The following is a 20,584-nucleotide window of genomic DNA, read 5'->3' as shown; positions in this document are numbered from 1 at the left end:
GCTTTTTATGAAAAATATTACATAAAAAAGTCAATTATTACGAACGTACGTGTGCTATAATAATGAAAAATACACCTATATCAAGAGGAATTGTAAAATGAGTGTAGAGAAAATCCAGGAGATTAACAAACTGAAAGCATTACTGAAAAACTTATTACAATATCGAGAATGTGACATCACCCATAACTTTAACGGCCTGTCTCTAACGTATTGTAATCATTTCAAAACATTTATCGTTAAACACATAAGCAGCGGGGAAATCGAAAAATACCATGATATTGATTCTTGCTCGTTAGCAATATATGAGAAGTTAAATAATGAGGTGAACGAAGCTGCTGAATAAGTGTCTTTTTAAAGCTTCAGTATGGCAGAAACAGAAAGTTCCGGTATCCCTCTGATTTTTTCGCAGGCATCTGTTTTGCGAGTGTCCAGCCGGTGGAATGCACACTTATGATGTACCACAGTCGTTTAATACCTTGGTTTGTTCAAATCAGGCTGATTTTGATTATGGTTCTGGGGCTACAATATAAAATTTTTTCTTTTTAGCGGGTTATCTTTTCAACAGAGTGGGTAAAGCGTTAACTGTGGTAACCTACCACTTCCTGATTTCTACATACTAATTGCTTTTGCCGCGGATTTTCCGCGGCCTTTTTTGGTTTTCTTATTCGAAAAGTATCTGTCGTTCCAGACAGCTGTTTTTTCACGGTTCTACCGCAGCTGCATAAAATACATAAGACTTTTCCGTTTTTAATCCTCATTCAGCTTATACCTAATTAGACGGCTGCACAGGCCGTTTTTTTACTGATATTAGTTTACACTTCTACAACAGCGGGTAAATGATTTAAGACATGGTCTTTAAGTGTAATATCACTAACCCACCCTTTTGCTGCGGAATCATCCCGCAGCCTTTTTTATGCCTTTAATACAGAATGATCACCTTACTTCTTCAGACATATGACAGCTCCTTGTAAAGAAAATAGTTCTTTATTTGATCCAGTTAACTGATATAGCAGACCACCCAGATGATAAAAATGCTTTCAGTAGAGCCGTCTAACGTCTATATTTGGCGTATTCAAAGCCTTTCCTCTTCATAAGTTGGCTTAATCTGCGTGTCAGGGTTGTTGTTAAAAAACTATTTCCTGACCATCCTTTTTTCTATAAAAAAGACCTCTCCAACTGTCAAACTAACAGTTGAAGAGGTCGTTCAATCGCAGACTATGGAATTTTCCTTATCCTGCTTTACGGATCACTATTTTTTTGCCTTTTTTACGCCACTCTTTGTATTCAGCTGCTGCTGTGAAAAGAACGTCTGTAGACGAGTTCAGTGACGTTTCAAATGAGTCTTGCAGGACCCCGATGATAAAACCTACCCCAACGACTTGCATCGCAATATCAGCCGGAATTCCAAACAAGCTGCATGCCAGCGGAATCAGTAATAAGGATCCACCGGCAACCCCTGAAGCACCACAAGCACATATAGCTGAAACGATGCTAAGGAGGATTGCTGTAGGAAGGTCCACTTGGATTCCCAACGTATGAACCGCCGCAAGTGTCAATACAGAAATTGTTACCGCAGCGCCTGCCATATTGATCGTTGCCCCTAACGGAATGGATACGGAATAACTGTCTTTATCCAGGCCTAAATCTTCACATAGTCTCATATTAACTGGAATATTAGAAGCGGAGCTGCGTGTAAAGAATGCAGTAATGCCGCTTTCCTTTAAGCATTTAAATACAAGTGGATAAGGGTTTTGGCGGATCACTGTATATACAATGATTGGATTTACAACCAGCGCTACGAAAACCATACAGCCAATCAACACAGCAAGCAGTTTCCCGTAGCTGAGCAGCGACTCAAGACCATTTGTTGTAATGGATTCAATAACCAGACCCATGATTCCCAGCGGAGCAAACTTAATTACCCACGCAACCATTTTTGATACGGCATCTGAGAAATTCGAAATGAGCGTTTTTGTAGTGTCAGCGGCATTTCTTAACGCCAAACCAAGAACAATGGCCCACGATAAAATTCCGATATAGTTCGCATTTGCAATAGCATTTACCGGATTATCGACAACATTGAGCAGTAATGTTTTCAACACTTCGGTTACGCCGCTGGGCGGTGTGACATCCTCAGCACCCTCTGCAAGCGATAAGCCGACAGGAAAAATAAAGCTTACAATAACAGCGATTAAACCTGCTAAAAACGTTCCTAAAAGATACAGCACGATAATCGATTTCATATTCGTCTGGTGGCCGCTTTTATGCTGCGCAATGGCCGACATAACCAGGACGAGCACCAATACAGGCGCGATGGCTTTTAAAGCGCCGACAAATAAAGAGCCTAAAATAGCCACTGGTTTTGCTGCTTCTGGAATTGTGACAGCCAGGATAATACCAATAATCAAACCGACCAGGATTTGTTTAACCAGGCTCACCTGATTCCACTTCTGCAGTGCACTTCTCATAGATGTTCCTCCTATTATCTTAAGATAAATGTATAAGATTACTCCTAGCGAGCTGCTCTTTCATTATTCCACCTCAAAAGGACAACTGTCTTTCTCATAAATAGTATTATAATTAATTTGAGATATATTACAATACTATTTACATTATTAAAAAATGTTGTAATTATCGGAACATTCAAACCGATAGAGCGATAGAAAAATTATTATTCGAATAATTTTTCTATCGCTCTTTATTATCTAAATAACATAATGTTTTTATGGAAGGGCTGGATGTCCATCTCTACCAGACACATTTTACTGGGACAAGCTCTCTTATTCGTTTTTCATTGCAAATTTTAGTTTATTTTCCGATGGAATCCAAATTATCATAAGAGCACATAAAGCAATCGCGGAGCAAGCAGCAAACATGAATGAATAAGAGGCGATCTGTACAACGAACCCCATCACAAGTCCACCAAGGGAAAAACCTAAATCATAAGAGGCTAAAAAAACACCCAATAAAATATGCTTTGTTTCCTTTGGCACTGCAAAGGAAATATAAGTCGTTAAAGCCGGATACAGCATGGCCGCTGCCAATCCGTTAAAAACAGCAGCACTATATGCAAATATGCCTGCCACCGGAAGGATCGCCAGCAGGCTTGTACCGATTATAGAGCTGATGAGTATAAAGGCGATAAATTTTGGATGCCACTTTCCATCCGAGGGAATATGCTTGCGGAAAAAGAAACGGCTTGCCACTACCACAATGGCTTGCAGGAACAAATAAAGAGCTGGATTTCCTGTTCCTGTCGTCAGCATGTATAGCGGCAAAAAGGTTGTGATGGCTCCAAAAACACAAGCCCCGATAAGCATCACAACGGATGACAGGATTAAACCATGATGACTGCGCGCTTCTTTGATTGCTGCAGCCATTTCACGAAATGTAAAAGAAGAGCCATTTTTCTTCGTTTTAGGCAACGGAGATCCTATAAAAAACAATAAAGGAAAAATCGCTAAAAGAAGAATGAATACCCATAAGTAAACAAGATCAAAGCTTGTCCATAAAAGTAATGCCAGTGCTGGTCCGTAGAGCCCCGGCAGAACGGTAGATAAGGAATAAAGAGACATTCCCTGCCCACGGTCCTGATCTTTTAATAATTCAGCAATGCCTATTTGCATGGACATAGAGAAAAACGCGGTTGTTCCTCCTTGCAGCACACGCACAATATACAAACTGTCCGGCCCAATCCATACATACAACAAAAGTGCAGCCGCGTGAACGAGCAAAAGCCATTGCATAATTTTAAATAAACTGTGTTTTTCGATCATCTGCCCGGCCCAGGGACGTAAAAACATACAGACAAGCATATACAATCCCATCATGATCCCAATTTCTGCTTCCTCATAGCCTCTTTCTGCTGCTTGCAAAGGAAAAACGATCGTTAATACCGAATTTGCCGTAAAGAAAAATGCAGCGAGTGCGTAGAGTTTTGCCATCTGTGCTGATAACGGCCGATACTTCACGACACAGTCTCCTTTTGGCGTGAATCTTGAATAGAGACGTCAAGTTTAATGGATAAACGAGCGTCGAGCAAGCGCCGGCTTGTTGGATGCACCATATGAGACAATTCTTTTATGTCCGTTACATATTCTATAATTTCGCCTTGTTCCATGACTGCCACTTCATCAGCAAACAATTTTACAGCATGTAAGTCATGAGTAATAAAAAGATAGGTAAGGTTCTGTGTTTTTTGAAGGCTTTTTAAAAGCTTTAATATGCTGACCTGTACCAATAGGTCAAGGCTGTTAATCGATTCATCCAATACAATAAATGACGGGTCAGTGGAAATGGCACGGGCAATGGTTACACGCTGCAGCTGCCCTCCGCTTAACTCATGCGGATATTTTGCCGCGTCTGCCCTTTGCAGGCCGACCTGTACCAATAATTCTTCAACCTTCTGCTGTAAGGCTTCCTTTGACAGCGATAAATGAACTTGCATCGGTTCAGCTATAATATCCTTTATTTTCATGCGCGGGTTCACTGCACTATAACAATCCTGAAATACAATTTGTAATTCTTTACGCAGCTGCTTTTTTACGCTTGCATCAGCTTTATGTATATTTTGCGCTTTAAACAGGATTTCTCCCGCATCTGGTTCTTCGATGCCTAGAATCAGTTTTCCAAGTGTCGTTTTTCCTGAGCCGCTTTCCCCGACAAGAGCAAGGCAAATGCCTTCTTTCAGCTTTACATTTACATGCTTAACTGCTTGAATGTCTTTTTTCACCCCAAACCAGCCCTTTTTTTGATAGCTTTTTGAAACATTTTTTATTTCCAGCATTCTTATCCCTCTTCTCTAACCCAGCAGCCAGGTTTATACTCATACAGCGGCCCTATTGTCGTTCCTTCCCAAGAATCAGCTAACTTTTCAAGGTCTCCATGTTCGTCTCTTGCAGCCAGTAATGCTTGTGTATAGGAGTGAGCCGGCTGTGCGAGTACCCACTCTGCCGACCCGTATTCTACCATGACCCCCCGGCGCATCACCGCTATGAAATCTGCCATTTTCGCAATAACACCTAAATCGTGCGAAACAATAAGCATGCTTGTTTTTGTTTTTTGATGAAAATGAAGCAGTTCATCCAAAATATCCATCTGTGTCATCGTATCAAGTGCTGTTGTAGGCTCATCGGCAATTAATAAATGAGGCTGCATACAAGCTGCAAGAGCAATCATGATCCGCTGGAGCATTCCGCCACTCAGTTCATGCGGATAACGATCAAGCAGCTCCTGCTCCGGCAATTGAAAACGGGCCAGCTGTTCGGCTGCCCGCTTTCGTGCGTGATGTTTAGATATGCGTTCATGAGACTGTAATGTTTCAACAAAATGATCCCCAATTTTTACGATAGGATTAAACATGGCCATTGGATTTTGCATAATAAGTGATATCTCTTTTCCACGCAAATGACGCATTTCCCGCTCACTTTTTGCTAATAATGAGGTGCCTTTATATACAATATCACCCGTGTAACGCCGGTTTTGGCGAAACAGCTGCATAATCGCATTGCAGAGCATGGATTTTCCGCTGCCGCTTTCTCCAACGATCCCAACAATTTTCCCCTGGGGAACAGTCAAATTAACATGTGAGACAACTTCTTTTTCACTATTATTTGTTTGGATAAAAACGGATAAATCCCGTAATTCCAGCATGCTTCTCCCTTCTTTCTACTTCATTTTAGGATCTATTGCATCACGTAGTGTATCACCAAACCAATCAAAGATAAGGACCGTCAGCGAGATCATAACCCCCGGCACAAACATAAGCATCGGATTGCTGCTTAAATACATTTTGCTTTCGCTGATCATCATGCCCCACTCTGGCATCGGTGCTGTTACCCCCAGCCCCAGAAAAGACAATTCTGAAATCAGTAAAACTGTACTGCCTGTCCCAATTAACAGCAGTAAAAGGATTTGTGGAAAAACAAACGGCAAAATATGACGCTTTACGATTTTCAAAGTGGGAACGCCAGTCATTTTTGCATATTGCACGTACGTACTTTCTTTCAAGCTCCGCACCATGTTTCGAATAATACGCGCATACCCTACCCAGGAAACAATAATGATGGCGATAAACATATTCCAGACGCCGCCGCCTAGTGCTCCTACAATAACAAGAGCAAAAATAAAATGCGGAATGGCCATTAAAATGTCGCAGGCACGCATAAGAGCAAGATCCGCTATCCCGCCTAAATATCCTGCTGCAACACCAACAACCATGCTCAGCACAAGCGTCACAGCGAGCACCCCCAGTGCCGTAAACAGGGAAACGCGCGCTCCCATAATAAGGCGTGATAATACACAACGGCCTAAATGATCGGTACCAAGCGGATAAGCGGCCGATATGCCTTGCAATTTCATTGCCATATTAGTTGCATACGGATCATTTGGTGCCAGCCACGGTGCAAAAACAGCTGCAGTAACAAGCAGTAAAACGATCGTGCTGCTGATGATTAATGGAACAGATTTTTTCATCATATGTCGCCTCTCTTTAAACGCGCCCGGGGATCTACGATTGCGCAAAGCAAATCCGCCAGAAAATTAAATATGACGTACAATATGCCAATTATTAAAATAAAACCCTGCAGCACAGCATAATCTCTCGCTGCCATAGACTCCACAAGATAACGGCCCACACCTGGAATCGCAAAAACCGCTTCAATAATCGCGGCACCGCCCAAAAGCCCTCCGCAAGTCATCGCCAGTGAAGTAAAAAGTGCCGGCAGTATTCCTTTAAGTACGTGTCTGCGAATAATAATAGACTCTTTTACTCCGCGCGCTCTTGCAAATGCGATATGCGGCTTTTCCATTTCTTCCAGCATGCTTGTCCGGATCAGCCGAATATAATAAGGAATATAACCAAGAGCCAATGTGAATGCTGGCAAAACAGACTGTTCCATTGTTCCCCAGCCCATCAATGGCAGTATTCCCCATTTTAAAGACACCACATAAACAAGAACAAAGCCCAGCCAAAAGCTTGGCATAGATGCAGTAGCAAAGACAAGAGCACGTGTGAACCTGTCAACCAAACCTCCCTGCTTTATTACCGACCAAATACCAATAATGCCGCTAATTGCGATAACGATAAAAAAAGCGGCTGCAGCAAGGCCCAGCGTGACTGAAAAGCGGCTCAGCAATTCCTCCGCTACGGGTGTCTTTGTGAGAAAAGACTGTCCAAAATCCAAGTGCACTGCATTCATAAGCCACGTTCCATACTGAAAAAGCAAAGGTTTATTCAACCCTTGCTCTTCTCGTATTTCTTCAATTGCTTCCTCTGTTATAGGCAGGTTATTAATTGCAAAATAGGCTTCTACCGGATCGACTGGTATAAGGCGAATAAGGAAAAAAGAAACCAGTGTCACACCCCAAATAGCAGCAAGCATGCTGCCCGCCCGCTTTAACAAAAAAACGCTCATATGTGTTATTTCACCTCATACGTGTTCAGCGGCACTTCATATTGCTGCATAGAGAATGACGAGTTTTGGACGCGTTTATTGGCTGCTAAATAATTGGTCCGGTAAGAGATCGGCATAAAAATTGCTTCATCATGAATAGTCTGTAAAATGTTTTCATACAATTTGCGGCGTTCTTCTTCATCTGTTGAACGGATAACTTTTGAAATATTGTCTGTCAGCTGATCAGATGTCGGGATTCCTTTTTGTGCATAGTAGCCGATTTGCTGTTCTCCGGCCATCGTACGGATATACATATGAGGATCATATGGAACACCCCATGTATCGTTGGCTATTAAATTGAATTCCCCTTTTTTTGCCCGGGCGATCATCAATTGCCATTCCTCGCCGATTAATTGTACATCAATCCCTAATTCACGCCATGCGCCTTGTATATACTCCGCAACGGCTTTATCCACTTGCTCATTGCTGTTGTAAGGCATCACCAATGTTAACGTTTCGCCATTCTTCGTGCGGAATTCATTGCCAGGCTCAAGTTTCCAGCCGGCTTTTTCTAACAGTTCGATGGATTTATCCGTATCGTATTGATAAGGATCAAGTGAAATATCACTGTACGGATAACCAGGTGCAAATAAAGACTGTGCTTCTTTTTCAAGACCGTTTAATACATGTTCAATAATCGTTTTTCGATCAAGTGCATGCTGCAGTGCCAGCCTTACATTTTTATCTTTTGTCGCACCGTACGTCGAATTAATCGCTAAAATACGCGTTGAAGACGGATCTGAAATTTTTGTTTCATACTGCCCGCTCTGTGCCAGTGTTTGATATTCAATCGGAGCAAGCTGGCCGCTGCCAAAGATCAAATCAATATCACCGTTTTGAAGCGCCATCGTACGTGCCTGTGAATCTGGAATTACTTTGACGATTACTTTTTTAAGTTTCGGCTTTTCTCCCCAGTAGTTTTCATTACGTGAGAATTCTGCGTAACTGTCTTTTTTATAATCGGTTAAAACCCATGGGCCTGTCCCAACCGGCGCTTTGATTCCGTTTTTTGTTCCGTCTTCTAGAAAAGCGCTGTCTGCAAGCATACGCAGCGGACGAATTAATGTCAGCTCTTGCAGGAATGGATAATATGCTTCTTTCAACTGAACTTTTACGGTTAATTCATCTACTGCTTCAACGTGGTCGATGATCGCTACCGCTTCGAGCCAGCTGTGAGCAGCACTGTTTTCAAGTACGGCATCAAAATTTCGTTTAACATTTTCAGCCGTTAGGGCTGTGCCATCTGAGTAAAGAACATTTTCACGCAGCTTAAACGTATACGTTTTGCCATCTTCTGAAGTTTCCCAGGACGTGGCAAGTGCCGGCTCTATTTTGCCGTTTTTACCATATGTAACAAGCGGATCATACAGCATTGCCTGCGCAAACATCTCGTTCTCTGCATATACATGCGGATTCCCCGGGCCAATATCTTTTGCCCAGGACATCGTTAATACATCGGATTCTTTTGTTTCGGAGCTACTGCTCCCCTGGTCTTTTTCCGTGTTGCTGCATGCAGCAAGCACACCAACTAATAAAACAAGTATTAAAGTGAACCAATTTTTCATGACCCTTCTCCTCTTCCCCTTCAGCAATGATTATCATTATCAATTACAACGCATATCATAAATTGTTTTCATTTATTTGTAAAGGTCTTTTTTCCTGGAAGTGCGAACTAATTTACAATTCTGAAAGCACGTGAGAACTAGTGAAACTAAACAGAAGTAACATAAAAAACTTTTTAATAGTTTTCATTTCCAAAGAATACGTTTAACCTCCTGCCTGCCATTGCTATATTGAAGCCTTACACTCGCAGTGCTACAGTTAAACATGTGATCGATCGAAATAGAGACAAGGAGGCTAAAGCAATGAAATACTACGTGGTAGATGCATTTGCAGAGAAGTTGTTTGAAGGGAATCCTGCTGGGGTTTGTATTATGGAAAACTGGCTTTCTGATGATCTGATGCAAAACATTGCAGCTGAAAACAACCTTTCAGAAACCGCTTTTGCTGTTAAAGAAGGAGACAGCTATCGCTTAAGATGGTTTACCCCGGCTGAAGAAATTGACTTGTGCGGACATGCAACACTTGCCACAGCGTACGTGGTTGCGAATTATTATGAACGTGATGCAGAGCGGCTCACCTTCCAGACGATGAGTGGCGAACTGGCAGTAAAGAAAAAAGGAGATTTATATGAGCTGGACTTCCCAAGCAGAATGCCGGAAGAGTTTCCTTTAACAGAGCAAATGGTAGAAGCGCTTGGTGTGACGCCTGTAGAAACGTATGTAAGCCGCGATTTGATGTTTGTCCTGGAAAGTGAGGAAGCCGTTCAAAACGCAGCGCCCAATTTTTCTCAACTAAAAGAACTGCCGGACGGAGTGGGTGTTTCCATTACGGCAAAAAGTGAAAAATATGATTTTGCATCCCGAAGCTTTTTTCCAAAGTTAAATGTCAATGAAGATCCTGTATGCGGCTCTGCTCATTGCAACTTCATTCCTTTCTGGGCAAACCGTCTGGGCAAACATGAACTGACAGCAAGGCAGCTTTCCAAACGGGGCGGCACATTATACTGCAAGCTAGAGGGTGACCGGGTTAAAATCGCCGGCAAAGCGGTTCTGTACTCCATTGCAGATCTGCAAATCAATCCATAAACAGGCCTGTACATATAATACAAAATATAGGTGAAAATGATTTGTGATCCTTCACATCCCTTTTTCATCCATTTTTTCTCATCCAGAACAAAGCAGGAAAGGATTAACAGAATGAAAAAAGGTATTTTACTCTTGATCATCGCTACCCTTCTATGGGCTGGCAACTACATATGCGGCCGTTACTTAGGGCCTGCTTTACCCGCAACATTATTGAATACCATACGCTGGGCTATCTCAACCCTGATTCTTTGGGGATTACTAGCACTGAACAAAAAACAGCTTCCTCTCATCGCAAAATGGAAAGAATTTTTCATATTAGGCTTCTTAGGCATCTTTGCTTTTTCCACTTTAAATTATATAGGATTAAAATCGATTAGTGCATCACAGGCAGGCATGATTTCAGCAGGCATTCCCATTGCCATCTTATTTTTCACCCCCTTCTTTCTGAAGGATCTATCATGGGCGAAGCCGCCATCCTTTTATCTTGTGTGGCCTGGGGCATGTATACTGTTCTCGGCAAAAAATACGGAAAGCAGATCGACCCGCTGACCATGACAGCAGGAGCCGCTTTTTACGGCACCCTGCTCAGTGCCATCAGCTGTATCGGAACAGTGGATACAGGAGCGATTCATATGACGCCCACTGCGTGGCTTTGTATTGTATATGTGAGTACCTTTGCGTCCGTAGTGGCATATTTCGCTTGGAACGCAGGCGTAAAAATCGTGGGGCTGGACGTGCAGCCCCTTATATTAACCTGCTTCCTGTCTGGACGGTCTTCTTAGGAGTTCTGCTGCTGCAGGAGCAAATATCAGGGCTGACCTTGGCTGGCGGAATCATTACCACCCTGGGAGCTTTGTTAGCCAGCTTGTAAATACGGCCTTTTCTTTTATATTCAATAAAAGAGCATGTTTTGACTTTTCAAAACATGCTCTTATTCATTAAATTAAAAGATTACTTGTATCATAACCAGATAAAGGAGCGCATGATGGTCATTCATGCAGCCTTATTCTCTTCTATCTGCCCAACCATCCGCCATCAACGGCTAACAGGTGTCCATGAATGTAATTGGATGCATCCGAGGCCAAAAAAACAACGGTTCCCATAAAATCTTCTGGCGTCCCCCAGCGGCCTGCTGGAATGCGTTCGAGAATTTGCCGGTTTCGTGTTTCATCCTTCAGCAACGCTTCATTCATATCTGTGGCGATATATCCAGGTACAATGGCATTTACATTCACATTGTCTTTCGCCCATTCATTCGACAGCGCTTTCGTCAGTTGAGCTACTCCGCCTTTTGCCGCGGCATAAGCTGGTACAGTGAGTCCTCCCTGAAATGATAATAAAGACGCCATATTAATAATTTTCCCTTTTCTCTGCGGAACCATGAATTTCCCCGCTTCCTGGCATAAAACCCATACAGATTTTAAATTCACGTTGATGACATCGTCCCAATCACTTTCCGCAAAGGAAACGGATGGTGAACGGCGCTGAATGCCTGCATTATTAACGAGAATATCAACCTGCCCTAATTCACGGACAACTGTAGGTATCGCTTCTTTTACTTGTGTAGTATCTTCTAAGTTACATGAAACAATCATACATTGCTGTCCTAGTGCTTCAATTTCCTTTTGGACAGAATCATCCGCTGTATTGCGCTGAAGCAGCGCTATTTTCGCTCCTGCTTCGGCTAATGCAATAGCCATCTGCCTTCCAATTCCTCTTGTTGCTCCTGTAATCGCTGCTACTTTCCCATCTAATCGAAACATCTATTTTCCTCCTCAAGCATTCGGCTGAATTAAAATTTTCAAAGATTCTTCCGGGTTGGTCATAAGCTGAAACCCTTTTTCAATTTCATCGAGTGATAAGTGATGTGAAATAAACGGAGTCACATCAATTTGCCCGTTTGCCATCATGCTAACTGCAGTTGCAAAATCTGAATGGCTGTAGCATCGAGTCGTTGTTAAGGATAATTCCCGAAAATGCATAGCAGCAAGATCAATGGTTGGCGGCTGTTTGTAGACGCTTACAACTACAATTTGGCCTTGTGTCCGGCACACATGAATCATCTGGTCAGCCGTTATATTGCTGCCTGCTACTTCAAACACAACATCTGCGCCCATTCCATTTGTGGCTGCTCTTACTTCCTCTACTACATTTACTTTTCTGCCATCCAAGGCAATAAATCCAAGCTCTTCTGCTTTACTTAAACGATACGGGCTGATATCAGAAATCAATATTTTATCGGCTCCTGCTAGTTTTGCGGTGAGAGCAATTAACAAGCCAATCGGCCCAGCTCCCAGTACCGCGACTGTATCGCCTACTTTTACATTTGACCGCCGCACAGTATGAATACCTACTGCTACGGGTTCTGCCAGTGCCGCGTGCGCATCAGATAAAGTGTCCGGTATTTTATGCAAACGATGCAGCGGAACAGCGACATATTCCGCAAATCCGCCATGAGAATCAATGCCAATAAGCCCAAGCGTATTACAAACATGCGTGTTACCTGATAAACAAGCATCGCACTTTCCGCAGCTCATCGTTGGTTCTATTACAACTCTGTCTCCTGGATGGAAAGCCGACTCACCGTTTACCTCTTCAATTATCCCGCTAAATTCATGCCCCATTGCCAGAGGAGCTTTCGCTCGAGGATGTTTCCCAAAATAAATCATCATGTCCGTTCCGCAGATACCCGCCGAAGAAACCTTTATAAGTGCCTCTCCATGCTTTAATGTGGGTTTTTCTAAAGTATCCACTTTTACATTTTTCTCAGAAATATATAGTCCCGCTTTCATGGTTTCCATAAAGAACACGCTCCCCTTGTGTTGTATACTTGTCGACAACTTAAACAAAAATGCTGTTCATGTCATTTCTTCATTTTAAATTTTTTAATAGATCCGTAATTATCTGATTCATTATTCTGTTGTTTCATCAGAAATTTTGCTTACCGTTTTTCTTGTATCTTCGTAATGGGCACGGATTGCTTTTTCAATATGTTCACGGTTTTTTGAAGCAAGAGCTTCTACAATGAAACGATGCCTGTTAATGAGGTGTCCGATTTCTTCTGAATAATAGGTAAAACGCTTTTCAGTTGCAACCAGCAGAGCGGTTAATACGACATCTCTAATGCCCTGCCACATATGCCCGATTCGGTTATGGTCGACTTCCACGATGAACGTTTCATGAAAAGTTAAATCCTGATAGGCAAAGTCAACGGCATCCTTATGCTTCGCTGCCATCTCCATTTTATCGATAATATAATTGAGCTTTTTGACCAATTCCTCGCTGTCTCTCATAGAAAGCCTTTTTACCGCAAAATTCTCGATCAGAAAACGTACATCACGCAGCTCTTCAATGTCTTTTTGCTTCAGTCCTAAAACAACCGCTCCCATACGCTTCAGCTCAATAAGGCCCTCATTAGATAGTTTTTTTAATGCTTCTCTAACGGGTGATCTGCTTGTGCCAAATTCCAAAGCAATCTGGTTTTCAGAAAGTATCGTTCCTGGCTTGATTGTTCCAGCAATGATCTGCAGACGGATATCAGAAGCCATTTTCTCTCCAAGAGACGCGCTTTGAAGCCATGAAGCCGGGTAATTCATACTCATCAACTCTCCTAATGAAATAAAAGGTATGTAAATGTCTTAACGGTAGTTAATTATAGTATGTACAGCTCCATACTTCAAAACCAGAGTTTTTGTATACTTGTCGACAAGTTACTTATAGTGTACACATCGTTACTTTATTTGTAAACAAAAAATGTAAGCGCTTCATCAAAGGTGTAAGAATGATCTATTTTGACCAGTTAAGAAACATTAAATGTGCGGGGAGCAACACTAGCATTCCTATTACTCTTTTCCCCGTCTTGAAAGCCAATTATTTAGTTTCCTCAAATATGTATTTTGAGAAATAAGTTTACTATTTTTCACAAAGGCAATATACACCAGTATAGACACTATAGGTTGTACATATGAAATCTTTTTAAAAGGAGTTTTTCGAATGGCTAAAAATCCATTAGAACAGTACTTTAACGGTGAATTTCCGGAACAGTATCAGGAGCCGCCCGGCCTTCAAAAAGAAATGAGCCCTCTGCCTGATTGCGGCGAAACCAGTTATAAAGGCTCCGGAAAATTAACAGGCAAAAAAGCGCTTGTTACAGGCGGTGATTCCGGCATTGGCCGTGCGGCTGCGATTGCTTATGCCCGCGAAGGTGCGGACGTTGCGATCAACTATCTGCCTGTGGAACAGCCGGATGCAGAAGAAGTCAAAGAGCTGATTGAAAAAGAAGGCCGGAAAGCAGTTTTAATCCCGGGCGATCTGCGCAGCGAGGAATTTTGCCAGGAGATGGTGGAAGAAGCCAACAGCGAGCTTGGCGGATTAGATATCCTGGCGCTCGTTGCTGGTAAACAGCAGGCTGTAGAAGACATTATGGATCTTTCGACCGAACAAATTAAAGCGACGTTCGAAACAAATGTATTTTCTTTGTACTGGACCGTAAAAGCAGCGATGCCTCATTTATCAGCAGGAGCATCGATTATTACAACCACCTCTGTTGAAGCCTTTAACCCATCACCGATGCTGTTAGACTATGCAGCGACGAAAGGAACAATTATGAACTTTACAAAAGCTTTCGCCAAACAAGCGGCTTCAAAAGGCATCCGGGTAAACTCCGTTGCACCGGGACCGATTTGGACACCTCTTCAAATTTCTGGAGGACAGCCGACCGCAAACATTCCAAATTTCGGTCAAGGAACTCCGCCTACCCCGCTGCAGCGTGCCGGACAGCCGGTAGAACTATCAGACGTGTATGTATTCTTAGCTTCTGACAGTGCCAGCTACGTTACCGGCCAGATCTATAGCGTAACCGGCGGGATGCCCACTGCTTAAGAAGTCTGTCTCTTCATGATCGAATCGAAAACAAAGCGGCAAATAAGTGCTGCTTTGTTTTTGTGTTACGTTAAAAAGCCGGAGGTGTCACTGAAAATAAAATACTGACTTCATGGCTGGCTGCGTTTGTCCACCTGTGCTCCGTGTGGGCTGGAATTTTAACGCTGTCGCCTGCCTGCAGCTCATATTCATCCCCTAACAGCGTTAAACCGATTGGTCCCTCTAATACAAACGCGACTTCTTCTCCTTTATGAGAAAGCGGCTTTTCAGATGAATGGCTGCCGGGGGCCAAGCGCATTATGGCTGTGGCAAGCTGACTCGTAAAGTCAGGCGAAACCAATTCATAATGAAGTCCGTCAATCACCATTTGCTTGCGGCCTTCCTTCCTCACAATCAGCTCTTTTGTATTAATCTCTTCCATAAGAAATGTAAAAACCGGCACATCTAACACTTTCGCCAGAGACTTCAGTGTCTGAATGGACGGATTGGCACTGCCTTTTTCAATCTGGCTTAACATTGAAGGCGTAATCTCTGCTCGCCTCGCCAATTCCCTTAATGAAAGACCCAAATTTTTTCTTAATTCTTCTACTTTTTGACCAATGGAAGAACGGTTCATGATGCACCTCTTATTAAATTATATTTAATTTTTTAATTTTCATTGAACAAACTATTTTAATTATGTTAAATTAAAATTAACATATTTAATAAAAATGAACAATTAATGGAGGGGCCACATGCTTGCTTTTATCGTAATGACGCTGTTTGTAGTAATGAGCCCAGGGGTAGATACCGCCCTGATTACAAAGCGTACAATGACTGGTGGACGAAAAGCTGGATTTCAAATGGCGGCGGGCATTACAGCCGGTTCTCTTGGCCACACAATTGCAGCGGCATTAGGCTTGTCTGCTCTCTTAGTACAATCTGCTATCGCCTTTAACCTGATTAAATGGGTCGGTGCTGTGTATTTAATTTATTTGGGGGTCACTGCTTTTCTACCGAAGAAAAAAGAACCTGCACAAGAAAATCAAGGGCCTACAAAACAAAGATCCGCTTTCCGAGAAGGACTGCTTTCCAATCTCCTTAATCCAAAAGTAGCGGTATTCTTTTTAACCTTTTTGCCTCAATTTGTTACGAGTTCGGATCGTGCTATGATAGATCTTTTTCTGATGGGCTGTACGTATGCCCTGCTGTCTATTGTCTGGTTTGTGGTGTATGTTTTCTGCCTCCACTTTATCCGCGCATGGCTGCTGTCCCCTGCTGTGCAAAGCTGGACGGAGAAAGCAACCGGAATCATATTAGTTGGATTTGGCATCAAGCTGTTATTCACAAAAGCCGATGCCGGATAAAGTTTATCCAGCGTTCTAACAGCTAAGCTAAAGCAGTTCTCTTCCGTATTAAAACTACCGCTTTAGCGGAAATAAAAAAGACCACTTAAAAAAGCGGTCTACTTTGATGGAGCCTTTGTCAAAATGAGTTAGCAAGGGTTCTTTCTTCTACTCTCTCCTGCGTATCCATGCGGTTTACTCGGCGGGTCTTGGGCCCGGATCCATGCCGGAACTCTGCACAGTCATAACAGGGCGGACCGTCATATCTCCATTCACACGGACCTGGCAGGATAAGCGGATATTGTCTTCCACCAGTCCTTTGTCATCAAACGCTTTTTTCTCGATGTTGGTTAAATCATCAAAATCACCTTCCAAGATTTCTACCCGGCAGGTTGTACATCTTGCTTTGCCTCCACATCGGTGCAGAATCCCTACTCCATTATCCTCTAACGCCAGCACCAGCTTTTTACCTGCCTCCACTTCAAATGTACCTTCTCCTACTACTGTTATGTTCGGCATCATTTTACCTCCTTTAATCAGCGTTTTAAAAAAGTCTGCACTTCGTCTATGTTCTCATAAGTTCATTATCCCCAATAAACGCGTCTCTTAAAAATAAAAACACCTTTCAGCTGCTTTTTAGGTATACTACGATACCCGTTTTCAACTGAAAGGTTTTATTTTCTTGATTAAAGAAGTGCTTTGTTCTGCAGATTATATTTAAACAAGATCTCCAGCTGCAGTCATGGAACCCTTTTGAAGACTATCGGAAAATACACTGTAGGCAATTACTTTATTTTTATATTGCTTCACTACATCAACATGATCCTCATAGCGGTAGACAAATAACCGGACATCTTTGCGTCCTCTTTTCGTATCCACTACAAACGGAATCCCGCCGTTTTCCGGTTGCAAAAACAAAGATTCATTCCCCGGAAAAATATAATATTTTTTTAAAACAGACGCTTCATTAAATTGTTGAATCACCTGTGCTTTTTCTTCGCCTTCTAAGCGTGTCCCATCAAACGTAATGGCCGTGTTTTCTTCACTGAGTTTGGCATGCATCTCATACTTGCGGATAAGCCGTTCTACTGCGCCGGTTGGAAGGCATGTTACTAATATTTTAAACAGACCGAAGACCACTGTTAAAAGCAGAGCAGTCGTTGACATCTTCATCATCTCCATTTTTAGTTTAAACATAAAGGTGTCTTTTATTCTCTGTTTACTATCATACTAGATTTCTCGAAAAAAGAACCAGCCAATTTATCTCTTTTTAGACCATCCAATTTGAAGGAATAATGGACTTGCTTATGTTTAAGGCAGAGATTGAATTGCCTTTAAGGCTTCCGCAAACCGTCCAATTCCCTTCCGGATGGCTTCGGGTTCTTCCCGCCCGAATGTGAATCGGACATACCCTGTTTTTGAACCCATAATACTGCCCGGCACAAAAGCGACGCCTCTTTTCATAGACTCATTTAACAGCCCATATTCATCAACTTCTTCTTTTAGTTTGCACCATAGGTGGATACCGCCTTGCGGCACGAAAAATTCAACCTGGTCTCCTAGAATATTTGTTAGACTTGAGGTTATTTCATTTCTTTGTGCTTCTAATTTCCCTCTCAGCATAGCAATATGATCGTGAAACTGCTCTGACCCTAGAAATTCTTTCGCCACCCATTGCGGAAAAATACTGTGGCCAAAATCAACCTGCTGTTTGGCATCAGCGAGCCGCTGAATAACCGTGCTTGGGCCAATCACCCAGCCGATCCGCAGCCCTGACGCGACAATTTTGGATAATGAACTTACATACAGCACATTTCCGTTCTCATCCATTGATTTCAGTGTCGGATGTACTTCTCCACTAAAAGACGTTAAGCTGTACGGATCATCTTCAATAATCGGAATACCAAATTCGGCTGACAGCTCCAGCACTTTCCGTCGTCTTGCCTGAGACAGAACTGTCCCGCTCGGATTTTGGTGGTCTGGGTTCAAGAAAACCATCCGGATCTTATGCTTTTTATGAACATCCACTAAATCTTGAGGATTCATGCCTTGTTCATCGACAGGCAGACGAAACGTCTTTAAGCCGGCAGACTGAAAAATTGGTAGAGAATAGCAATAAGAAGGATCTTCTATCGCCACGGCATCTCCGGGCTTTAGCAGGCATTGGATAATCAAATGGAGAGCCTGCTGGGCACCTGAAGTAATCAAAACAGAGGCTGGGTCCGCCTTAATCCTTTTGTATTCCTCAACATGAGAACAGATGGCTTCCCTTAAGGATTCGTTTCCTTGCGGATGATCATAACCAAGGTAACCAGTAAAAAGCTGGCGGGAAAGAATCTCTTGAAATTCGGTATTCGGAAATAGCGCCGCGGTGAGTTCACCGCTGGCCAGATTAATCAAATCGTTTTTGTATGTTTCTGTGCGAATACGCTGAACCATAGGGAGATTCGGTAAAAAAGAACCGTCCTCTACATAGCGACCCCAGTTCGGGACCCGCTTGTGGGCGATCCCCCAGATGTTTGTACTGACTCTTGTGCCGCTTCCCTTTTTTCGTTCAACCACGCCCAAAGACTGTAATTCTTCATAAGCCGCCACAACGGTACTTCTATTCACTTGCAGCTCACTGGCCAAGGTACGCTCGGAGGGCAACAGGCTGTCAGCTGAAAACGTGCCTTCGGAAATTCCCTGTTCTATGTAATCTGCAATCTGCTTGTAGATCGGTTTTTTGTCCGTTCGGTCCGGTCTCCAGTCCATATACATTCCCTTCTTCCCTGATGTCCTTTTTCATTATTTACATAAAAAAGCAACAATCAAAACCTTTTTATCACTAATGTTATTTTAAACTCCAAGCCATGTAACCATCCACTTTTATCATTTTTCACCCCTCCACTTTATGTCCTTTTGTATGTAAATAACAGGCTCTGTTACATAATCACCTTGATTGCTTAGCAAAAGAAAAAGGACCTTGTAAGGTCCTTTAGCTGTTCCTTGTTGAACTGAACACCCTCCTTAGTTGAAGAATGTACCCAAAAACAAAGTTACAAAATTCCATAAATTGAGATGGTCATCCATAAATAGAATCATCCAACTTACTTTTCATAATCCTTTATCGCTTGATTAAGACAGATAAGTCACCCTCGAACACTTTTTCTTCTTTATGGTTATAGGTAGATAACAATACGGTAAGGATACCCGTTTCCTTTTTTGCTGCCTGCTTATCTATAACTTCAACAATGGTATGTAATTCATCTCCAGGATAAACGGGTTTTACAAATTTAATGTTATTCATCCGTGTTCCAGCAATAACATCCTCACCGTAGAATCCTTCTTCAACCCAAAGCTTAAATGAAATGGCCAGCGTATGTATACCGGAAGCAATAATTCCATTAAACCTTCCCTGATCTGCTTTTTCCTCGTCCACATGCATATATTGGGGATCAAATTCACCTGCAAACCTCATAATATCCTCTTTTGTTAATTTGAATGATTTCGTTTGGAACACCTGTCCAAGTGTAAACTCATCTAACTTCATTTCTGCACCTCTCTTTTGTAATAGTTATACTCGTTTATATCAGCGCTACATACTTAACGAGGGAAAATAACTTCTAAGCTTTCTTTTAATATACTACCTGTTTATTTTAGAAAAATCGGGATAGAAAGCCAAACAAAAAAGAAAAGCCTATAAAACTGGCTTTTCCATCACTGTATCACAATAAAGTCGGTTAAAACAAAACACTTTCTAACCGTAAGATCTACTTCCGCTTTTTCTTAGGTTCATCAAGTTCAACAAATTGAGGATAGAAATGATATAAAATTAACCCTGAGAATCCAAGGATAACAAGGGTAATGATCCAGCTGCCAATTGAATTTTCTTGGATGACTGCTGTGCTCAAAGCTAATGCTACAACGCCAAAACCTGCCAGTACGCCCTGTTTTGCGTACATAAATAGCAATAGAATAAAGGCGCTAATCCTTTCTAATGCCCCTCCTGTGTTACATTCCTTAAAAAATTGAATCATAAATAGGACAAGATTCCATGAAATTAAAATCGTGATTCCTGCTGCAAAAATTAAATCATATAAACCAGCAAACATATTAATCTCCTTACCATGTCTGTGTTCACTAACACATTTAGTGTTCTTTGCGTTACGGTGAATGCAAAACCTAAATGGCTTAAACGAATCGTCAAAACCCTTTTTAACAACTTTATTACCCTGTCACTGTTCACTTTAAACGAGTCTACTTTTTAACTCTTGGACTGTACGCACAATATCTA

General features: G+C 42.2%; 21 protein-coding genes and 1 pseudogene. 6 read left to right on the top strand and 16 right to left on the bottom strand.

Annotation, left to right across the window (positions count from 1 at the left end; genetic code table 11):
* Positions 1–97: 97 nt before the first annotated feature.
* Positions 98–343, top strand: coding sequence for a hypothetical protein (locus RRU94_RS05715; RefSeq protein ID WP_315690839.1), 246 nt, complete (start codon positions 98–100; stop codon positions 341–343).
* Between the two features lie 886 nt (positions 344–1,229).
* Here the strand turns inward: RRU94_RS05715 and sstT are convergent.
* The 7 genes from sstT to nikA all read right to left on the bottom strand — a co-directional run bounded on the left by sstT (position 1,230) and on the right by nikA (position 9,019).
* On the bottom strand, positions 1,230–2,468 hold the full coding sequence (sstT, locus tag RRU94_RS05710) for a serine/threonine transporter SstT (protein WP_315690838.1): 1,239 nt from the start codon (positions 2,466–2,468) through the stop codon (positions 1,230–1,232).
* A gap of 312 nt (positions 2,469–2,780) precedes the next feature.
* Positions 2,781–3,971 carry a staphylopine family metallophore export MFS transporter CntE gene (cntE, locus tag RRU94_RS05705; RefSeq protein WP_315690837.1) on the bottom strand — a complete coding sequence of 397 codons (1,191 nt, stop codon included), beginning with the start codon at positions 3,969–3,971 and terminating at the stop codon, positions 2,781–2,783.
* Positions 3,968–4,786: an ABC transporter ATP-binding protein gene (locus RRU94_RS05700; protein WP_315690836.1), complete on the bottom strand. Its 819-nt coding sequence runs from the start codon at positions 4,784–4,786 to the stop codon at positions 3,968–3,970. The genes cntE and RRU94_RS05700 overlap by 4 nt, the downstream gene beginning before the upstream one ends.
* A 2-nt stretch (positions 4,787–4,788) precedes the next feature.
* Positions 4,789–5,652, bottom strand: a complete 864-nt coding sequence (locus RRU94_RS05695) for an ABC transporter ATP-binding protein (RefSeq protein WP_315690835.1) — start codon at positions 5,650–5,652, stop codon at positions 4,789–4,791.
* 15 nt (positions 5,653–5,667) lie between these two features.
* The gene (locus RRU94_RS05690; RefSeq protein ID WP_315690834.1) at positions 5,668–6,477 is read right to left on the bottom strand and encodes an ABC transporter permease; all 810 of its coding nucleotides are present in this window, start codon (positions 6,475–6,477) and stop codon (positions 5,668–5,670) included.
* Complete coding sequence (locus RRU94_RS05685) at positions 6,474–7,415, bottom strand: ABC transporter permease (protein ID WP_315690833.1); 942 nt, start codon at positions 7,413–7,415, stop codon at positions 6,474–6,476. Before RRU94_RS05685 ends, RRU94_RS05690 begins: the two co-directional genes overlap by 4 nt.
* Positions 7,416–7,420: 5 nt before the next feature.
* Positions 7,421–9,019, bottom strand: a complete 1,599-nt coding sequence (gene nikA / locus RRU94_RS05680; RefSeq protein ID WP_315690832.1) for a nickel ABC transporter substrate-binding protein — start codon at positions 9,017–9,019, stop codon at positions 7,421–7,423.
* Between the two features lie 300 nt (positions 9,020–9,319).
* On the opposite strand from nikA, the gene RRU94_RS05675 reads away from it, so the two are divergent.
* From RRU94_RS05675 to RRU94_RS05670, 3 genes and pseudogenes are all read left to right on the top strand, one after another.
* On the top strand, positions 9,320–10,102 hold the full coding sequence (locus RRU94_RS05675; protein ID WP_315690831.1) for a PhzF family phenazine biosynthesis protein: 783 nt from the start codon (positions 9,320–9,322) through the stop codon (positions 10,100–10,102).
* A 36-nt stretch (positions 10,103–10,138) separates the two neighbouring features.
* A complete protein-coding gene (locus tag RRU94_RS25655) occupies positions 10,139–10,651 on the top strand; it encodes a DMT family transporter (protein ID WP_410492925.1) in 513 nt (170 codons plus the stop codon).
* Positions 10,561–10,973, top strand: a pseudogene (locus RRU94_RS05670) (DMT family transporter). The gene RRU94_RS25655 and the pseudogene RRU94_RS05670 overlap by 91 nt, the downstream one beginning before the upstream one ends.
* 142 nt (positions 10,974–11,115) lie before the next feature.
* Here RRU94_RS05670 and RRU94_RS05665 read toward each other — a convergent pair.
* From RRU94_RS05665 to RRU94_RS05655, 3 genes are all read right to left on the bottom strand, one after another.
* Complete coding sequence (locus tag RRU94_RS05665; RefSeq protein WP_315690829.1) at positions 11,116–11,865, bottom strand: SDR family oxidoreductase; 750 nt, start codon at positions 11,863–11,865, stop codon at positions 11,116–11,118.
* Between the two features lie 12 nt (positions 11,866–11,877).
* The gene (locus RRU94_RS05660) at positions 11,878–12,903 is read right to left on the bottom strand and encodes a zinc-dependent alcohol dehydrogenase (RefSeq protein ID WP_315690828.1); all 1,026 of its coding nucleotides are present in this window, start codon (positions 12,901–12,903) and stop codon (positions 11,878–11,880) included.
* 111 nt (positions 12,904–13,014) lie between these two features.
* Complete coding sequence (locus tag RRU94_RS05655) at positions 13,015–13,698, bottom strand: GntR family transcriptional regulator (protein WP_410492971.1); 684 nt, start codon at positions 13,696–13,698, stop codon at positions 13,015–13,017.
* 397 nt (positions 13,699–14,095) lie between these two features.
* On the opposite strand from RRU94_RS05655, the gene RRU94_RS05650 reads away from it, so the two are divergent.
* On the top strand, positions 14,096–14,983 hold the full coding sequence (locus RRU94_RS05650; protein WP_315690826.1) for an SDR family oxidoreductase: 888 nt from the start codon (positions 14,096–14,098) through the stop codon (positions 14,981–14,983).
* 70 nt (positions 14,984–15,053) lie between these two features.
* On the opposite strand, the gene RRU94_RS05645 is transcribed toward RRU94_RS05650, so the two are convergent.
* The gene (locus tag RRU94_RS05645) at positions 15,054–15,599 is read right to left on the bottom strand and encodes a helix-turn-helix domain-containing protein (RefSeq protein WP_315690825.1); all 546 of its coding nucleotides are present in this window, start codon (positions 15,597–15,599) and stop codon (positions 15,054–15,056) included.
* A 118-nt stretch (positions 15,600–15,717) separates the two neighbouring features.
* Between RRU94_RS05645 and RRU94_RS05640 the strand changes: the two genes are divergently transcribed.
* Complete coding sequence (locus tag RRU94_RS05640) at positions 15,718–16,329, top strand: LysE family translocator (RefSeq protein WP_315690824.1); 612 nt, start codon at positions 15,718–15,720, stop codon at positions 16,327–16,329.
* 174 nt (positions 16,330–16,503) lie between these two features.
* Here RRU94_RS05640 and RRU94_RS05635 read toward each other — a convergent pair whose 3' ends face one another.
* The 5 genes from RRU94_RS05635 to RRU94_RS05615 all read right to left on the bottom strand — a co-directional run bounded on the left by RRU94_RS05635 (position 16,504) and on the right by RRU94_RS05615 (position 20,402).
* Positions 16,504–16,827, bottom strand: a complete 324-nt coding sequence (locus RRU94_RS05635; RefSeq protein WP_242235882.1) for a 2Fe-2S iron-sulfur cluster-binding protein — start codon at positions 16,825–16,827, stop codon at positions 16,504–16,506.
* A gap of 198 nt (positions 16,828–17,025) precedes the next feature.
* Positions 17,026–17,475 carry a YfmQ family protein gene (locus RRU94_RS05630; RefSeq protein WP_315690823.1) on the bottom strand — a complete coding sequence of 150 codons (450 nt, stop codon included), beginning with the start codon at positions 17,473–17,475 and terminating at the stop codon, positions 17,026–17,028.
* Positions 17,476–17,619: 144 nt separating this feature from the next.
* A complete protein-coding gene (locus tag RRU94_RS05625; protein ID WP_315690822.1) occupies positions 17,620–19,062 on the bottom strand; it encodes a MocR-like pyridoxine biosynthesis transcription factor PdxR in 1,443 nt (480 codons plus the stop codon).
* A 352-nt stretch (positions 19,063–19,414) separates the two neighbouring features.
* Positions 19,415–19,840: a MaoC family dehydratase gene (locus RRU94_RS05620; protein WP_315690821.1), complete on the bottom strand. Its 426-nt coding sequence runs from the start codon at positions 19,838–19,840 to the stop codon at positions 19,415–19,417.
* 220 nt (positions 19,841–20,060) lie between these two features.
* A complete protein-coding gene (locus RRU94_RS05615) occupies positions 20,061–20,402 on the bottom strand; it encodes a hypothetical protein (RefSeq protein ID WP_315690820.1) in 342 nt (113 codons plus the stop codon).
* Between the last annotated feature and the right edge of the window lie 182 nt (positions 20,403–20,584).

Source organism: Domibacillus sp. DTU_2020_1001157_1_SI_ALB_TIR_016, from assembly GCF_032341995.1.
In the GTDB taxonomy this organism is placed as follows: domain Bacteria; phylum Bacillota; class Bacilli; order Bacillales; family Domibacillaceae; genus Domibacillus; species Domibacillus indicus_A.
This window is presented reverse-complemented; position numbering and strand designations above follow the sequence as displayed.

What these genes read in the sequence shown, in the direction of transcription:
- RRU94_RS05685 (WP_315690833.1), bottom strand. Translation starts at nt 7,415, where the DNA reads ATGAGCGTTTTTTTGTTAAAGCGGGCGGGCAGCATGCTTGCTGCTATT.
- sstT (WP_315690838.1), bottom strand. Translation starts at nt 2,468, where the DNA reads ATGAGAAGTGCACTGCAGAAGTGGAATCAGGTGAGCCTGGTTAAACAA.
- RRU94_RS05650 (WP_315690826.1), top strand. Translation starts at nt 14,096, where the DNA reads ATGGCTAAAAATCCATTAGAACAGTACTTTAACGGTGAATTTCCGGAA.
- RRU94_RS05635 (WP_242235882.1), bottom strand. Translation starts at nt 16,827, where the DNA reads ATGCCGAACATAACAGTAGTAGGAGAAGGTACATTTGAAGTGGAGGCA.
- RRU94_RS05715 (WP_315690839.1), top strand. Translation starts at nt 98, where the DNA reads ATGAGTGTAGAGAAAATCCAGGAGATTAACAAACTGAAAGCATTACTG.
- RRU94_RS05620 (WP_315690821.1), bottom strand. Translation starts at nt 19,840, where the DNA reads ATGAAGTTAGATGAGTTTACACTTGGACAGGTGTTCCAAACGAAATCA.
- RRU94_RS05700 (WP_315690836.1), bottom strand. Translation starts at nt 4,786, where the DNA reads ATGCTGGAAATAAAAAATGTTTCAAAAAGCTATCAAAAAAAGGGCTGG.
- RRU94_RS05640 (WP_315690824.1), top strand. Translation starts at nt 15,718, where the DNA reads ATGCTTGCTTTTATCGTAATGACGCTGTTTGTAGTAATGAGCCCAGGG.
- RRU94_RS05630 (WP_315690823.1), bottom strand. Translation starts at nt 17,475, where the DNA reads ATGTCAACGACTGCTCTGCTTTTAACAGTGGTCTTCGGTCTGTTTAAA.
- RRU94_RS05655 (WP_410492971.1), bottom strand. Translation starts at nt 13,698, where the DNA reads ATGAATTACCCGGCTTCATGGCTTCAAAGCGCGTCTCTTGGAGAGAAA.
- RRU94_RS05645 (WP_315690825.1), bottom strand. Translation starts at nt 15,599, where the DNA reads ATGAACCGTTCTTCCATTGGTCAAAAAGTAGAAGAATTAAGAAAAAAT.
- RRU94_RS05660 (WP_315690828.1), bottom strand. Translation starts at nt 12,903, where the DNA reads ATGGAAACCATGAAAGCGGGACTATATATTTCTGAGAAAAATGTAAAA.
- RRU94_RS05675 (WP_315690831.1), top strand. Translation starts at nt 9,320, where the DNA reads ATGAAATACTACGTGGTAGATGCATTTGCAGAGAAGTTGTTTGAAGGG.
- RRU94_RS25655 (WP_410492925.1), top strand. Translation starts at nt 10,139, where the DNA reads ATGATTTGTGATCCTTCACATCCCTTTTTCATCCATTTTTTCTCATCC.
- RRU94_RS05690 (WP_315690834.1), bottom strand. Translation starts at nt 6,477, where the DNA reads ATGATGAAAAAATCTGTTCCATTAATCATCAGCAGCACGATCGTTTTA.
- RRU94_RS05695 (WP_315690835.1), bottom strand. Translation starts at nt 5,652, where the DNA reads ATGCTGGAATTACGGGATTTATCCGTTTTTATCCAAACAAATAATAGT.
- RRU94_RS05665 (WP_315690829.1), bottom strand. Translation starts at nt 11,865, where the DNA reads ATGTTTCGATTAGATGGGAAAGTAGCAGCGATTACAGGAGCAACAAGA.
- RRU94_RS05625 (WP_315690822.1), bottom strand. Translation starts at nt 19,062, where the DNA reads ATGGACTGGAGACCGGACCGAACGGACAAAAAACCGATCTACAAGCAG.
- RRU94_RS05615 (WP_315690820.1), bottom strand. Translation starts at nt 20,402, where the DNA reads ATGTTTGCTGGTTTATATGATTTAATTTTTGCAGCAGGAATCACGATT.
- nikA (WP_315690832.1), bottom strand. Translation starts at nt 9,019, where the DNA reads ATGAAAAATTGGTTCACTTTAATACTTGTTTTATTAGTTGGTGTGCTT.